17 protein-coding genes are annotated in these 13,420 nt (G+C 61.8%); 9 read left to right on the top strand and 8 right to left on the bottom strand.

The annotated features are described in order from the left end of the window. The first annotated feature begins 210 nt into the window (after positions 1–210). The 3 genes from ABVN19_RS08240 to ABVN19_RS08250 all read left to right on the top strand — a co-directional run bounded on the left by ABVN19_RS08240 (position 211) and on the right by ABVN19_RS08250 (position 3,021). The gene (locus ABVN19_RS08240) at positions 211–1,026 is read left to right on the top strand and encodes a MipA/OmpV family protein (protein WP_105641362.1); all 816 of its coding nucleotides are present in this window, start codon (positions 211–213) and stop codon (positions 1,024–1,026) included. A 131-nt stretch (positions 1,027–1,157) separates the two neighbouring features. Beyond that, entirely contained in the window at positions 1,158–1,847 is a 690-nt protein-coding gene (locus ABVN19_RS08245; protein WP_028945032.1) for a response regulator, read from the top strand. A gap of 10 nt (positions 1,848–1,857) precedes the next feature. Further along, positions 1,858–3,021 carry an ATP-binding protein gene (locus ABVN19_RS08250; protein ID WP_028945033.1) on the top strand — a complete coding sequence of 388 codons (1,164 nt, stop codon included), beginning with the start codon at positions 1,858–1,860 and terminating at the stop codon, positions 3,019–3,021. Between the two features lie 16 nt (positions 3,022–3,037). Here ABVN19_RS08250 and ABVN19_RS08255 read toward each other — a convergent pair whose 3' ends face one another. Next, entirely contained in the window at positions 3,038–3,922 is an 885-nt protein-coding gene (locus tag ABVN19_RS08255; RefSeq protein WP_105641361.1) for an amino acid ABC transporter substrate-binding protein, read from the bottom strand. 13 nt (positions 3,923–3,935) lie between these two features. Beyond that, on the bottom strand, positions 3,936–5,270 hold the full coding sequence (potE, locus tag ABVN19_RS08260; RefSeq protein WP_028945035.1) for a putrescine-ornithine antiporter: 1,335 nt from the start codon (positions 5,268–5,270) through the stop codon (positions 3,936–3,938). A gap of 154 nt (positions 5,271–5,424) precedes the next feature. On the opposite strand from potE, the gene ABVN19_RS08265 reads away from it, so the two are divergent. The 3 genes from ABVN19_RS08265 to ABVN19_RS08275 are packed head-to-tail and all read left to right on the top strand — an operon-like array spanning position 5,425 to position 6,624. Continuing rightward, positions 5,425–5,571: a hypothetical protein gene (locus ABVN19_RS08265; protein ID WP_158259219.1), complete on the top strand. Its 147-nt coding sequence runs from the start codon at positions 5,425–5,427 to the stop codon at positions 5,569–5,571. 30 nt (positions 5,572–5,601) lie between these two features. Next, positions 5,602–5,844: a hypothetical protein gene (locus tag ABVN19_RS08270; protein ID WP_028945036.1), complete on the top strand. Its 243-nt coding sequence runs from the start codon at positions 5,602–5,604 to the stop codon at positions 5,842–5,844. A 3-nt stretch (positions 5,845–5,847) separates the two neighbouring features. Continuing rightward, positions 5,848–6,624 carry an exodeoxyribonuclease III gene (locus ABVN19_RS08275; protein WP_105641360.1) on the top strand — a complete coding sequence of 259 codons (777 nt, stop codon included), beginning with the start codon at positions 5,848–5,850 and terminating at the stop codon, positions 6,622–6,624. Here ABVN19_RS08275 and ABVN19_RS08280 read toward each other — a convergent pair. After that, positions 6,621–7,955, bottom strand: a complete 1,335-nt coding sequence (locus tag ABVN19_RS08280) for a cation:proton antiporter (protein WP_028945038.1) — start codon at positions 7,953–7,955, stop codon at positions 6,621–6,623. The two genes, ABVN19_RS08275 and ABVN19_RS08280, sit on opposite strands and share 4 nt — an antisense overlap. 104 nt (positions 7,956–8,059) lie before the next feature. Beyond that, on the bottom strand, positions 8,060–8,380 hold the full coding sequence (locus ABVN19_RS08285; RefSeq protein ID WP_177431034.1) for a hypothetical protein: 321 nt from the start codon (positions 8,378–8,380) through the stop codon (positions 8,060–8,062). Positions 8,381–8,656: 276 nt separating this feature from the next. Between ABVN19_RS08285 and ABVN19_RS08290 the strand changes: the two genes are divergently transcribed. The 3 genes from ABVN19_RS08290 (at position 8,657) to ABVN19_RS08300 (ending at position 10,442) form a co-directional block, all read left to right on the top strand. After that, a complete protein-coding gene (locus tag ABVN19_RS08290; RefSeq protein WP_105641359.1) occupies positions 8,657–9,403 on the top strand; it encodes a hypothetical protein in 747 nt (248 codons plus the stop codon). 67 nt (positions 9,404–9,470) lie between these two features. After that, complete coding sequence (locus ABVN19_RS08295; RefSeq protein WP_028945040.1) at positions 9,471–9,788, top strand: DUF2388 domain-containing protein; 318 nt, start codon at positions 9,471–9,473, stop codon at positions 9,786–9,788. 201 nt (positions 9,789–9,989) lie between these two features. Then, the gene (locus tag ABVN19_RS08300; protein ID WP_105641358.1) at positions 9,990–10,442 is read left to right on the top strand and encodes a YMGG-like glycine zipper-containing protein; all 453 of its coding nucleotides are present in this window, start codon (positions 9,990–9,992) and stop codon (positions 10,440–10,442) included. A 14-nt stretch (positions 10,443–10,456) separates the two neighbouring features. Here ABVN19_RS08300 and ABVN19_RS08305 read toward each other — a convergent pair whose 3' ends face one another. Genes ABVN19_RS08305 through ABVN19_RS08320 form a run of 4 tightly spaced genes read right to left on the bottom strand, consistent with a single transcriptional unit; the run spans position 10,457 to position 13,392 of the window. After that, positions 10,457–11,281 (bottom strand): SDR family NAD(P)-dependent oxidoreductase, encoded by an 825-nt coding sequence (locus ABVN19_RS08305; protein ID WP_028945042.1) that lies wholly within the window; start codon positions 11,279–11,281, stop codon positions 10,457–10,459. 29 nt (positions 11,282–11,310) lie between these two features. Beyond that, complete coding sequence (locus tag ABVN19_RS08310) at positions 11,311–11,727, bottom strand: MaoC family dehydratase (protein ID WP_028945043.1); 417 nt, start codon at positions 11,725–11,727, stop codon at positions 11,311–11,313. A 13-nt stretch (positions 11,728–11,740) separates the two neighbouring features. Then, complete coding sequence (locus ABVN19_RS08315; RefSeq protein WP_028945044.1) at positions 11,741–12,181, bottom strand: MaoC family dehydratase N-terminal domain-containing protein; 441 nt, start codon at positions 12,179–12,181, stop codon at positions 11,741–11,743. Positions 12,182–12,207: 26 nt separating this feature from the next. Next, positions 12,208–13,392 carry a lipid-transfer protein gene (locus ABVN19_RS08320; protein WP_028945045.1) on the bottom strand — a complete coding sequence of 395 codons (1,185 nt, stop codon included), beginning with the start codon at positions 13,390–13,392 and terminating at the stop codon, positions 12,208–12,210. Positions 13,393–13,420: the final 28 nt, after the last annotated feature.

Here is a 13,420-nt window from a genome sequence, read left to right on the forward strand (position 1 = left end):
TCGGTAGCCGCTGCCGAGGAACGAGGCAGCGGTCGTATTCCAGGCAACTCCAGATGCGCTGCATGCAAGGGCCTTTCGCGGGGCAAGCCCGCTTCTACCGGCGAATACAGTTCGCTGTCTTGATCAAATCTTGAAAAATCCTTGAGTCTGCCTTGAAGAAGGGAATTTAGGCTTGCCTGGTTCTTTTCTTAACCCTCAAAGGAAAACCACGTGAGCACTGTAAAAAATGGGCGTTGCAAACGACTGATCACGACCCTGGCATTTAACGCCACCCTGGCTGCCGGGTGCGCTCAAGCAGAAGTCCCTGCCAGCATCTGGGGCGACACCACGGATGTCTCGTTGGGCCTGGCCGCCAGCTACACGCCTCGTTACATGGGCTCGAAAAACTACACAGCGGCTTTCCAACCCATGCTGCGTATGGAACGCGGCATCTTCTTCCTCGACTCGCTGGAGGGCCTGGGCGTGCAGTGGCAATCGAACACCGGTTTCAGTGCCAGCGCCTCGCTGGGTTACGACTATGGCCGGGCCGACGGCGACAGCAACTACCGCCACGGCTCGGACACACTCAAAGGCATGGGCGAGGTAAGCGGCGCCACTGTGCTCAACCTCAATGCATCCCAGAAAATCACCTCCTGGCTGTCGCTCAATGCGCAAGCTGAGCTGCGCATGGCAGGCGAAACGCGGGGCGACCGATATGCTTTCGGCGCGCAGGCTACCTTGCTGGACAGCGACTACGACACGGTTACCTGGCGCGTCGATGCACATGCCGGGAACGGTCGATTCAACCAGACGTACTTCGGTGTAACGCAAGCCCAGAGCGCGACCTCGCGCTTCGCGCTGTACACACCTGACCAGGGTATTTATGCCTATACCACCGAACTGGCGTGGCGCCATGCCTTCGATCAACATTGGTCGACTGCCGCCGTTGTTGAACTTACTCATTACACCGACCAGGTCAGAAACAGTCCGATCATCAGCAAAGAGACGACGACTACCAGCTATGTCGGTGTGAGTTACATATTCTGACGCGCCAGCCAGTATCACGAAGTCGAACGCGATCAAAGCCGATCGGTTAAAGTCGCGACCGCCAAACTTGAATCACCTAGTTGCACGCCGCAGCAAACCACGCTGCGACGAACTGCATTCGCGAGGCCCGTGTGAGCAACCCATTGATTCTGATTGTCGAGGATGAAGCCGACAGCGCGAACATCCTCGAAGCCTATTTGAAGCGCGATTTCTTTGACGTGGCCATTGCCGAAGATGGCCTCAAGGGTGTGGAACTGCACCAGCGGCTCAAACCTGACCTGATTCTGCTCGACATGATGCTGCCCCGGATGAATGGATCCGAGGTGCTCAATGTCGTGCGCAAGCGTGGCAATACCCCCGTCATCATGGTCACCGCCCTGGGTGACGAGCCGGAAAAGCTGGGGGCCTTGCGATACGGCGCCGATGACTATGTCGTCAAACCCTACAACCCCAAGGAAGTGGTCGCTCGGGTTCAAGCGGTGCTGCGCCGGACACGGGCCAATAGCACGGGTGAAGCCAGGCTTCGTTTTGGCGCGCTGTGGCTGGATCCGTGCAGCAGGACAGTGGGCGTATCCCAGGACGAAGGCATGAGCGCGTTGATCGATCTGACACCCACTGAGTTCAACCTCTTGTCGGTGCTGTTCAATGCCCCGCAAAAAGCATTCAGCCGGGAAGAACTGCTCGAACGGTGCCTGCCAGAAAGCGATGCGCTCGCCAGGGTCGTCGATACACACATCCACAATGTTCGCCGCAAACTTGAAGTTCACGGCGTCAGCGACCTATTGGTGACCGTTCGCTCTATCGGTTACCGGTTCCAGTAAGGGGTAGGCATTGAAACGGCAAGTCAATCTCTGGCAATGGGTCGGTTGGCGCATGGGGCTGATTGCAAGCGGCGCGGTGGTGCTGATGGCGCTGATCATGTGGTCTCGCTTCCTTTGGTGGAACGTTGAAATCCAGTCAAAGATTCCACCTGCTGCCAGGGTTGAGTTGGAAAGGCTATTCGAGAATCCACAGGGGAATGAAGCCGAGCTGTGGGCTTACATGAGTCAGTACTACCACTTCGATGACATTCTTCCCGGCATTACCGGCAATGACTGGTGGACAATCGCGTTTCTGTTGTGTGCAGCCCTGCCCGTTATCGTCGTGACGGGGTTCCTGCTGCTTCGCCCGCTGTCCAGTCGGTTCGTCGACATCGCACATGCCGCGCAGAAAGTTGCCGGAGGTGATCTGAGCGTAAAGCTGCCGCTCAACGAGCAGATGCCGCTTGAGGTTCAACAGCTCAGCTCGGACTTCAACAGCATGACGCGACGCCTGCAGTTGTATGAGCAAGAGGTGCAAGCGTCGAGTGCCGTTCTCACCCATGAGCTGCGGACACCGCTGAATGCAGCCATGGGGCGTGTAAGGGGTATGTTGGATGATGTGTTTCCGGCCAATCCTGAGCAGTTGGGGATGGTGCTGCATCAACTCGAGAACATCAACGTTCTGGTCGACGACCTGCTCCTGTTGTCGCTCGCACAGGCCGGCCAGCTTCCGCTGACGAAAACCACGTTCACCCTCCAGAGTCTGCTGGACGAGCGAATCAACTGGTTCAAACCGTATCTTGCTGCGGTGGGAAGGGACGTCTTTGTTGCGGCGCTGCCCTTCAGGCCCATCCATTGCGACCGAAATCGCATTGGCCAGGTGATCAACATATTGCTGGAAAACTACATCCGATACGCATCCGCCGCCGGTAATCTGGAGATCCGCGGCACAGCGGATCAGCGCGGCATTACGCTCATTTTCAGTGATCGGGGCCCGGGTTTGTCCGGCAATGAGCTGGAACGGGTATTCCAACGGTTTTGGCGGCAAGAACCCTCACGAGACCGTCGCGCGGGCGGGAGCGGGCTGGGCTTATCCATAGCGCTTGCCATCTGTACCGCCCATGGGGGCGCGATCGCTGCTCGTCGCCGTGGCGGCGGTGGCATAGCGTTCGAGGTGTTCTTGCCATATACCTGAGGCGAGTCGAGATCGTTCAAGGCAACGCATACAGCTTGAACAACTTGCGAATGGTCTCGGTAGTGCCGCCCAGGTACGTCCCATAAGCCTGTTCGATCTCTCCGGAGCGATACATCTGGCTCAACACGGTATCCACCAGCAGTCGGAGTTCCTCGTCACTTCGCGGCAGCACCATCGATACAGGCGCATATTCATAGATGTGCTCGAGCAACCTCAACGCCGTGCCATCGTCCTGGCCCGCAAGGAGGTTATTGAGCACCATTCGCTCGGAGAAAAAAGCATTCGCCTTGCCCTGGGCAACCGCGTCGAGCCCGGCAAGGTTGCTCTCGACGGTGATTACCGTGGCAATCACCCCAAGACTGCGCAATTGCTGACGTACCCATTGCTCGCTCACCGCCCCCGACACCACCGCAAAGGTCTGGTTGGTCAAGCCACGGTTGAGCGTGGCGCGCCAGGTCGGACCACTGTGAGCCTGTTGGCCGCTGAGCACGTTGAGCAGCGCCTCGGGTGCATCCTGGCGGACAACCGCTGTAAGCCCTGCCGTGTATACGGGCACTGAAAAGCTCACCTGTTGGCGCCGCTCAAGGGTCGCCACCGTGGGCGTGCAGAGGATATCGACCTGGCCGTTGCGTACAGCGGTGATTTCATCGGCCATCGCCACAGGTTGATAGCGCACCTGCAGCTGCGCAAGATTCAGGGTCGTCTTCACTTGCCCGGCGATCCTGGCGCACAGGTCGATGGCGTAACCTCGGGGTTGGTCACCGTGCTGCGTACTGAAGGGGGCAAAGTCCGGCAAATAGCCCAGGGTCAGGGTGTTGCTGGCCCGAACCCGTTCCAGGGTGTCGGCGTGGAGATACAGCGGCAACAGACTGAGCAAACAGGCCACTATTTTCATTTTCATCGGCGGTTCTCGCTCAAGGCAGCTCGGCGCGTTCGACCGCCGCCTGCTGGATGATGAAACGCTTGGCCAGAAAGCCATACAGCAGATACCCGAAGGCCAGCACCAGGGCACCGCCGAGCACCGCTTCCATGCCGCAGGCATAGAGCGCGTACAGCGAATAGCCCACGGCCACCAGCAACACCACGGTATTGCGGGTGTACACCGCTGGGCTTACCCGGGCTTTGTACATGATCGCCAGCAGGCCGGTGAGGGCGGTGACGTAGGGAATCAGGTTGGTGACTGCCGCCAGGCTCACCAGCTTGCCAAACTGGGCGCTGGCATTGGGCGAGATGGTCGACAGCGCCATTGCCGTCTGCAGCACGCCGCACACGATCATGCCGAGGATCGGCGCGTTACGGGCGCTGAGTCGGGAGAACAGCGAGGGAAACAGCCCCTGGTCAGCTGTCATCTTCGCGGTCTGCGCCAGGGTGAACTGCCAGCCCAGCAGCGAGCCGATGCAGGCCATCACCGCCAGCGCCATGATGATATTGCCGACCAGCGGGTTGAACATCTTCGCGTACACCAGCGCGAAGGGCGCCGATGCATTGGCCAGCTCCAGATTGGGTACGATGCCCTGGATGACCGTGGTCGACAGCACATACACCACCGCAGCGCCCAGCGTGCCGAACAGGCAGGCCAGCGGTACGTTGCGCTGGGGGTTCTCGACCGCATCGGAGGCCTGGGCCGCAGACTCCATACCCAGAAAGGCCCAGAGCGTGAGCGGAATGGTTTTGCCGATGGCCTCCCAGATGGGCAGGTCATTGGGGTTCCAGGCCTGGGCAAGTATCTTGCTGTCGAACCAGAACCAGCCGATCACGCTCAAGCCCGCCACTGGCACGATCACTCCCCAGACGGTAAGGGCGCCGATCTTGCCGGTAATGTTCGGGCCGCCGAAATTGGCCAGGATGGTCAGCCAGATCAGGCCGGCCGTGCCGACGAACAGGGTCGTTGCACTGCTGCCCAGCCAGGGAAAGAACGCCGTCATGTAGCCCACCGCAGAAATTGCCACGGCAACGTTGGCGATCGCCAGCGAGAGAAAATACAGGTAGGAGCAGAGAAAGAAGCCTGACTTGGCGTGGGCCTCCTCGGTATAGGCCGACAACCCGCCTGGCCGGGTGCAGAACACCCCGCACTGGGTGAAGCTGTAGGCAATGGCCATGGAACCGACGGCCGTGACGGCCCACGACAATAGCGACACCGCCCCCAGCTGCGCCATGCTGGTGGGCAGCATGATGATGCCCGAGCCCATCATGTTGACCGTCACCAAGGTGGTCAGCCCGATCAGGCTCATCTTTTTCGACTCGGCCATGCCTTTCCCCAATGCGTGATAAGCGGCTTATTGGGTATAGGCCATGTTGCCGTTGCGCAATGCGTGAGTTGGAGGAAAATTTGGAACGTCCGGGCGCAAGGTTTTTCCTATTGAGAACAGGCAACGGTTTTTCACTGATCCAGCGGAGGTGTTTATGACCGTGTCCATGCAGTTTCAGAACTCCACGCCACCCAGGCCCGAACCTGGCAGCGGCGAAGAACCCGCCCGGGAGACGCCGGATAGCGACGACAACAAGGAGCAATACCCCGACGACAAAGACATGCCGTTGCCCAATGACTGACAAAGACGTTGCCGGCTGAGGAGTGCAGTGATGTCCATAGAACGCACAATCCCCGAACTTGAAGCCTGGTACGCGCAATACGACGATGAAAGCTACCGTCGCGAGTCGCCGGACTTTTACCACAAGGCGCTGATCCGCACCGCCGAGGCCTTGCGTGACGATGGCGCCATCGACTGGGACGATTGGCTGGCACTCAAGGGGCTGGCCGACGAGGTTCATCTCAATGCACTGGGGGACGCCGTGGAGGCCAAGCTCGATGATCCGGATACCTGAGCGATGAAAGCCCTGAAAATCGCCACCTTCAACATCAACGGCCTGCGCGCGCGGCTTCCCAACCTGCTCGATTGGCTGCAGCGCGAACGCCCGCACGTGGTCTGCCTGCAAGAGCTCAAGGCGCCCGACGCGAGCTTTCCTGCCACCGCGTTCGAGGCCCTGGGCTACGGCACCTTGCACCACGGCCAGGCCTCGTGGAATGGCGTCGCCATCCTGGCCCTGGATGCCGAGCCACTTGAGAGCCGACGCGGGCTGCCCGGGATCGACGATAGCCAGAGCCGTTACCTGGAAGCGGCGGTCCATGGGGTACTCGTCGGCTGCCTGTACCTGCCCAACGGCAACCCCCAGCCAGGGCCAAAGTTCGATTACAAGCTTGCCTGGTTCGAACGCCTGATTGCCCATGCCGCGGGTTTGCAGGCCAGTGAGCTGCCCGTGGTGCTGGCCGGTGACTACAACGTGGTGCCCACCGATTTCGATATCTACAACCCCAGGTCCTGGCTCAAGGACGCTTTGCTCCAGCCTGAAAGCCGGGCCTGCTACCAGCGCCTGCTGGACCAGGGCTGGACCGATGCCATTCGGCATCTTTATCCCAATGAGCGGGTGTTTACCTTCTGGGATTATTTTCGCCAGCACTGGCAGAAGAATTCGGGGCTGCGCATCGATCACTTGCTGCTTAACCCGATCCTCGCCCCGCGCTTGAAGGATGCCGGGGTGCATGCCTGGGTCCGCAACGAACCGCATGCCAGTGACCATGCACCGGTATGGATCGAAGTCGGCTAGCGGCTGGCTTCGTAGTGCGCCAGCAGCGGCTGGGTGCTCAGCCCGTGGAGCACGATGCTCATGGCTACCACCGACAGGGTCAGGTTGATGCAGACCGTGGCCAGTCCGGGGCTCAGGCCCTGATTGAGGCTGTAGAACAGGTAGTAGAGGCTGCCGATCCCGCGAATACCGAACCAGCCCACCAGCAGGCGCTGCGGACGATCCAGCAGGGTGCCCCAGGGCAGCAGCAGGGTGCCCAGCGGGCGCAACACCACGAACAGCATCAGGCCTACGACCAGGGCTCGCCAGTCCCAATGGCTGGCCAGGACGATGCCCAGCAACGTCACCAGGAAGACCTCCAGCGCCCGTTCCACCAGATCACCGAACGCCAGCATGTCGCCCATCATGATACCCGCAGCCACTTGTTTGTCCGGCAACTGGCGAGTGTCGCCGTGGGTTGCCTGCTCCGGCGCCAGCTGGTGATGGCCGACCAGCGGCTGCACCAGGTGTTCGGCGGGTACCGGGGCATGGTCGCTGGAGCTCATCTCGGTGCGGCGCAGCCCGAGCCCGGCGGCAAATACCGCGAGAAAGCCATAGGCCTGGATCAGCTCGGCGCCGACATACGCCAGGGCAATCAGGGCCAGGGCCAGGTAGTCGTTGGGCGACAGGGTGCTGTCATCGTTACGGATACGCAACGCCAGGCTCAGGCGCCCGACACCCTGGCCCATGGCGTAGCCCAGCGCCAGTCCGGCGCTGACCGCCCACAGCAGGTCATACAGGGCCCAGTGCAGCAGGGCGCCTGCAGTGGGTTGTGCCTGGGCGATCAGCAGCAGGCCCAACAGCACGAAAGGAAAGGCTACGCCGTCATTGAGCCCGGCTTCACCGGACAGGCCGAAGCGCATGGCATCCTGGTCCTTGGCATCGCTGACCTGCACCAGCGAAGCCAGCACCGGGTCGGTGGGCGCAAGAATGGCAGCAACCAGCAGCGACAACCCCCAGGAAAACTGCATCCACAGGTGCAGCAACAGGCACAGCCCGGCAATGCTTACCAGCATCAGCGGGCCGGCCAGGCCCGCCACCACGCGCCATATGCGCCGGCTGAATACCAGGCGCAGCTTGAGGCCGCACACAAACAGGGAAAACAGCAGGGCCACCTCGGTCAGGTGTTCCATCCAGGGTGCCGCATTGGCCACGTCCAGCTGCAACAAGCCCAGGCCGGCCGGACCGATGGCGATGCCCAGGCCCAGGCACACCGCCGAAGTGGTCACTGGCAACCAGCGCAGGTACGAGGCAGTCAGGGCCAGCGTCAGCAGCACCATGCCCAGCACGGCCACCCACACAATAAAGCTCATGGCGCCACCCCGTGTGCCCGCACGCCGCGTGCGGCTTTGTACATTCGAGGGGCGGCGCAGGTAGGGGTTCAACCTGACCCAGGTCGACCCAACGCCAAGGCGATTCAGGCGCCGGTCGAAACGCGACCTGCCGGTACTTGATTCGGTTTGAACAGATAAGTCCGGACTTCCCGCAGAGCCGGCAAGGGGTCGGCGAAGTCGCGGTTGATCAGGTGCAGGTGCTCGATAGCTTCCAGATACTTGTCGCTGGCTTTGTGCCGCAGGCGCTGGTACTGGGTGAACGTTTCGGCATCCAGTTGCGGGTGGTCGAGCAAGGCAAAGGCCTGGTGATCGAGGTGCCAGGCCTGGTGGAACAGGCGCTGGTTCTGCTTCAGGGCGAACGTGCGGCACGCCTTGAGCTGAAAGCGATGGTGGGCGTCGGACATGGCGGGCTCCTTGGCAAAAGGGTGGCATTACAGATGGGACTGACGCCGCCATTGGGGAGTGCAAAATCAATTGCGTTAAAAACTTTACGCAAACGCACCAAAATAGTGCTGTATTGATCATGTTTTTCGAACGATGACCCACAGGCGCGCAAAAAATTCGAGTCGGCGGGAGGCCGCTGGCAGGCGCCCTGAGGCACTTTTTAGCGTTTTGCGGCTCTATTCATCGCCAGACGGCGCCGAACCCCGGCGCCGCCCCAGAACCCAGACCCGGTGCCGATGGTCGAGATTGCCCCTGTTCGTTCCCTGCGAGTGCTGTACCAGCCGTTGCTGGCCGGTGCCTTGCTCCTGTGTGCCAGCGCCTGCAGCCAGCAGCAAGGCCGCGACATCGCCACCCAGTTCAGCCAGGGCAACCCCCAGGAGTTGTTCCAGACCAGCGTCGACCGCATGGCGACACTGGCGATGCGCGACAATCTGCGCAGCCTGTACCTGCTGATGAACAAGTTGTACCTGCGCAACCCCAACCAATGGCGCCTGTCCGGATTTGTCGATGCCACCACCGCCGAACGGCAGATCCGCCAGGCCATCGAGCAGCGCCAGACGTTGCCGCAACTGGGCGAGCGGCGTGACCTGGCAGCCCTGAGCTACGCCCTGAGTCCGGAGTTTCGCGGGGACCGGGCAGGGGCGTTCATCTACGCCATCGGCAGCATGTTGGTAACCGCCCATGGCGGGCGCAGCGAATTCTTCATGACCGACACCATCAACCCGCAGTTTGTCAGCAACGCGGCGCGCAACATTGAAAAGGCTACCTGGATGCTCAGCCAGCGCCAGGATGAGAACGGTGTGTTGCTGCTGTTTTCCAACGAAATGACTGAAGAGGGCAGCAACCTCAGTTTCGCCGTTGAATTCGGCAAGATCGTCGCCCGGCTCGACCTGCTGGCGCAGATGCTCGATGAACGGTACCGGCGCATTGGCCTGAACTACGCGCAAAGCCTGCTGCTGATGAACTTTCTGCCGGTGCAGTAGCAGGGAACTCCTGCCGGGGGAGGAGTATCCTATTTGACGTAGGGACTCTATTTCCGGAGGCACCACCATGCGTCGTCTACTAATCGCTTCTTCGCTTGTTCTCTGCCTGCCTTTCGGCGCGGCGCTGGCCGATGTCGATGCCGGTGATGTCGCCACCTCGGCAGGGGTTTCTGCCTCGCTGTATTCCACCTTCAAGGATGACAAACGGATCATTCCGGCCCGTGACGATGCGTCGTCGTTCATCGCCAGTGGTGGGGCCATCCGTGGGGTTTATCTGGAATCCATGCTGCAGCGGGTTCGTGAACAGAATCCGGGATTGCAGGCCACCGATGAAGATATTGCCCGGGCGATCCTGATGCAGGACCCATTGGGCGCCGAGCGCTGAACCTGTGGGAGCGGCGGTGTGACGGCTCGACTGGCCCCGCGAGAAGCCCATCCGGCTGGCAAACCTGTACAGCCTGGAACACCCATCGCGGGGCAAGCCTGCCCCTACCGTTTCCGGCACATCCCCAGGCCCTTTGCCCCACACCGGATCTACACTTAACGGGCTGCTTCGCCGAAGCAGGTGCAGGATCCGGAGGTCATCATGTTCAGGTTGTCGTCAGTGGGCCTATGTGTGGCGGTTGCGCTGTTCAATGCCCAGGCAAGGGCCGAAACTGTGGTGCCGATGAAGGGCCAGAGTTCTCAGCAAGTCCAATTGGATATGAGCGAATGCCAGAACGTCGCCAATAGCGCGTCGAGCAGTACCTCGACGCCCAGCGGCGGGCGGATCAAGGGGGCGGCCGTTGGGGCCGCCGCCGGGGCAGTGGGGGCGAATGTGCGCGGTAACCAGCACGATGAGATCTATGACCGCGTCGATGATGATGTAAAGCAGGACTATCGGCAGGATCGCGCCAAGCAAACTGCCGCTGCCGGTGCGGTGATCGGTGGCGCCAATCAGCGCCAGGACCGCCGCGAGCAACGCCGCACGAACGAGTCGACCAATGCCACGGCGTACACCAGTTGCCTGCAGGGCAAGGGGTACCAGGTCACCCCCTGACGCTGCAGGGGGATCTACTGCAGGTTACCGGCAACGGCGATAGTCTGCGCGGTGATGTAGTTCGACTCGGGTGAGCAGAACAGATACACCGCGTCGGCCGCTTCCTGCACCGTGCCCGGGCGGCCCAGGGGGTTGCGCTGGGCGAATGACCTGGCTGCCTCCGGGCTGATCCCGACACGGATGTCCCGGCCTTCGATATTCACGGTGGCACCGGCATGGGCGTCGGCGCTGGTCATGCGGGTTTCGATGAAGCCGAAGGCCACGGCGTTGACGTTGACCTTGAAGCGACCCCACTCGCGCGCCAGCGCACGGGTCATGCCGATCACCCCGGCCTTGGCCGACGAGTAGTTCATCTGCCCGGCGTTGCCGTTCAGGGCCGATACCGACGAGATGTTGACCACCTTGCGGAACACTTCCCGTTCCAGGGCCGCATCGGCTTGCGCCTGGGCCTTGATGATCGGGTAGGCGGCACGCAGGATGCGGAACGGCGCGGTCATGTGGCAGTCGACAATGGCGTACCACTGTTCGTCGCTCATCTTCTGGATCACGTCGTCCCAGGTGTAGCCGGCGTTGTTGACAATGATGTCGATGGCGTTGAAGTGATCCATTGCCGTCTTGATGTAGCGCTCGGCAAAGTCCGGTGCGCTGACGTTGCCGTGGCACACGGCGGCCTGGCCACCGAGGTTGCGGATCATCTCGGCGGTTTCGTGCGCGGGGTCGGCGTCGAGGTCGTTGATCACCACGCGGGCGCCTTCGCGGGCCAGTTTCAGTGCGATCTGCTGGCCGATGCCGCGGCCCGAGCCTGTCACCAGGGCGACCTTGCCTTCAAGTTTTGCCATGGGTGTTACTCCTCTCTTATCGGTCTTGTTTACAGGGCGATCACGGCGTCACCGACGATCTTGATTTCGCCGTACTGATTGGTAGTGCGGATCTCGACTCTCAGGCGTTGTTCGCCTTCGGCCTCGAAGCGCTCCACCACCGTGCCGGCACAGGTGATCTGGTGGCCCAGGTGGGTAATGCCGAGAAAGCGCACACCCAGGTCGCGCAGCTGGCGTTGGTCCACCCATTGAGTGACCAGGCGCGCAAGATAGGCCATCGACAGCATGCCGTGGGCGAACACATCGGGCATGCCGGCCTTGCGGGCGTAATCGACGTCGATATGGATGGCGTTGTGATCCCCCGAGGCGCCGGCGAACAGCGCCAGGGTGGTGCGGTTGATCGGGGCCAGGGTCAGGGCCGGCAGTTGTTCGCCGACCTGCAGGTGTTGCAGCGCTGGGGTAGTCATCTGGGTCTCCGCTTCAGCTGTTGCGCTGTACAAGGACGCTACGAAGGTCGGCGACATGTTCGCCGTGCTGGTTGGTCACGCGGGTTTCGCGCACCACGAACTCAAGGGCGCCGCCTTTTTTGTCGTAGATGTCGGCAATGCGTACTTCAAAGCGCAGGGTGTCTCCGGCATAGGCCATGCGGTGGTACCGGAACGATTGTTCGCCGTGCAGGATGCGCGCGGTGACGATGCCCAGTTCGTCGCGCCAGGCGTTGGACGGGATCTGGAACTCCAGCGAAAACAGAAAGGTCGGCGGCAGCGGCAGGGTCGGGTGGCCGGCATCGCGGGCGACCTGTTCGTCGAAGTAGACCGGGTTGGTTTCACCGGTAGCTTTGGCGAAAAAGCGCAGTTGCCCAGCCTCGGCCGTGGCCTCGAAGGCGGGTAGTTGGCGGCCGATGTGTTGTTTGTCGATCATCGAAAGGCTCCTTGGGGCAGGCCAGGTCAGTGTCTCTGGTACACGGTGACCACGCAGGCACCGCCCAGGCCGAGGTTGTGCTGCAGCGCCGTACGCGCGCCTCGTAGCTGACGCTGATCGGCGCTGCCGCGCAGTTGATGGGTCAGCTCGTAGCATTGCGCAAGGCCGGTGGCGCCCAGAGGGTGGCCCTTGGAGAGCAGGCCGCCGGATGGGTTGGTGACCCAGCGCCCGCCGTAGGTGTTGTCGCCATCGTTGACCAATTGCTCGCCGGCGCCTTCGGCGCACAGGCCCAGGCCTTCGTAGGTCAGCAGTTCGTTCTGGGCAAAGCAGTCGTGCAGTTCGATCACGTCGACGTCCTTGGGGCCGATGCCGGCCTGGTTGTAGGCAATGTCGGCGGCCATGCGGGTCATGTCGAAACCCACCACGCGGATCATGTCGTTGGCGTCATAGGTGCTGGGCAGGTCAGTGGTCAGGGCCTGGCCGGCGATCAGCACGTCGGTGCGCAAGCCGTGCTTTTTCGCGAAGGCCTCGGAGACCACGATGGCGGCCGCCGCGCCGCAGGTGGGCGGGCAGGCCATCAAGCGGGTCAGCACACCCTCCCAGAGCATTGGGGCGGCCAGCACGTCTTCGGCGCAGACCACATTGCGAAACACCGCCAGCGGGTTGTTGGCCGCATGGCGACTGGCCTTGGCGCGGATCTTGGCGAAGGTGGCCAGTTGAGTGCCGTACTTCTGCATGTGGGCATGGCCGGCACCGGCGAACTGACGAATGGCTGTGGGCAGCTCGGGCATGCCCACCAGCGCATTGGTCAGTTTCAAGGCACGCTCGGTGGCCGGGGCGCGGTCGGTCCAGGCCGACTTCAGCGCGCCGGGGTTCATCTGCTCGAAGCCAAACGCCAGGGCGCAGTCCACCGCACCGCTCTGCACGGCCTGGCGGGCCAGGAACAGGGCACTGGAGCCAGTGGCGCAGTTGTTGTTGACGTTGACCAGGGCAATGCCGCTCATGCCTACCCGGTACAGGGCTTTCTGTCCGCAGGTGGAGTCGCCGTAGACATAACCGGCGTAGGCTTGCTGGAGGTGCTTGAAGTCCAGGCCGCAGTCGGCCAGGGCCAGGCGGATGGCCTGCTCGCCCATCACATCGTAGGGTTCATTGGTGCCAGGCTTTTTGAACGGGATCATGCCCACGCCAGCCACGAATACCTTGCTGCTCATCGTATGTTCCTTGTTGTTTTTCCGAGGG

Origin of the sequence: Pseudomonas vranovensis, assembly GCF_040438935.1 — a bacterium.
In the GTDB taxonomy this organism is placed as follows: Bacteria; Pseudomonadota; Gammaproteobacteria; order Pseudomonadales; family Pseudomonadaceae; genus Aquipseudomonas; species Aquipseudomonas vranovensis.

What these genes read in the sequence shown, in the direction of transcription:
- ABVN19_RS08255 (WP_105641361.1), bottom strand. Translation starts at nt 3,922, where the DNA reads ATGAAAATGAAAATAGTGGCCTGTTTGCTCAGTCTGTTGCCGCTGTAT.
- potE (WP_028945035.1), bottom strand. Translation starts at nt 5,270, where the DNA reads ATGGCCGAGTCGAAAAAGATGAGCCTGATCGGGCTGACCACCTTGGTG.
- ABVN19_RS08265 (WP_158259219.1), top strand. Translation starts at nt 5,425, where the DNA reads ATGACCGTGTCCATGCAGTTTCAGAACTCCACGCCACCCAGGCCCGAA.
- ABVN19_RS08270 (WP_028945036.1), top strand. Translation starts at nt 5,602, where the DNA reads ATGTCCATAGAACGCACAATCCCCGAACTTGAAGCCTGGTACGCGCAA.
- ABVN19_RS08275 (WP_105641360.1), top strand. Translation starts at nt 5,848, where the DNA reads ATGAAAGCCCTGAAAATCGCCACCTTCAACATCAACGGCCTGCGCGCG.
- ABVN19_RS08280 (WP_028945038.1), bottom strand. Translation starts at nt 7,955, where the DNA reads ATGAGCTTTATTGTGTGGGTGGCCGTGCTGGGCATGGTGCTGCTGACG.
- ABVN19_RS08285 (WP_177431034.1), bottom strand. Translation starts at nt 8,380, where the DNA reads ATGTCCGACGCCCACCATCGCTTTCAGCTCAAGGCGTGCCGCACGTTC.
- ABVN19_RS08290 (WP_105641359.1), top strand. Translation starts at nt 8,657, where the DNA reads ATGGTCGAGATTGCCCCTGTTCGTTCCCTGCGAGTGCTGTACCAGCCG.
- ABVN19_RS08295 (WP_028945040.1), top strand. Translation starts at nt 9,471, where the DNA reads ATGCGTCGTCTACTAATCGCTTCTTCGCTTGTTCTCTGCCTGCCTTTC.
- ABVN19_RS08300 (WP_105641358.1), top strand. Translation starts at nt 9,990, where the DNA reads ATGTTCAGGTTGTCGTCAGTGGGCCTATGTGTGGCGGTTGCGCTGTTC.
- ABVN19_RS08305 (WP_028945042.1), bottom strand. Translation starts at nt 11,281, where the DNA reads ATGGCAAAACTTGAAGGCAAGGTCGCCCTGGTGACAGGCTCGGGCCGC.
- ABVN19_RS08310 (WP_028945043.1), bottom strand. Translation starts at nt 11,727, where the DNA reads ATGACTACCCCAGCGCTGCAACACCTGCAGGTCGGCGAACAACTGCCG.
- ABVN19_RS08315 (WP_028945044.1), bottom strand. Translation starts at nt 12,181, where the DNA reads ATGATCGACAAACAACACATCGGCCGCCAACTACCCGCCTTCGAGGCC.
- ABVN19_RS08320 (WP_028945045.1), bottom strand. Translation starts at nt 13,392, where the DNA reads ATGAGCAGCAAGGTATTCGTGGCTGGCGTGGGCATGATCCCGTTCAAA.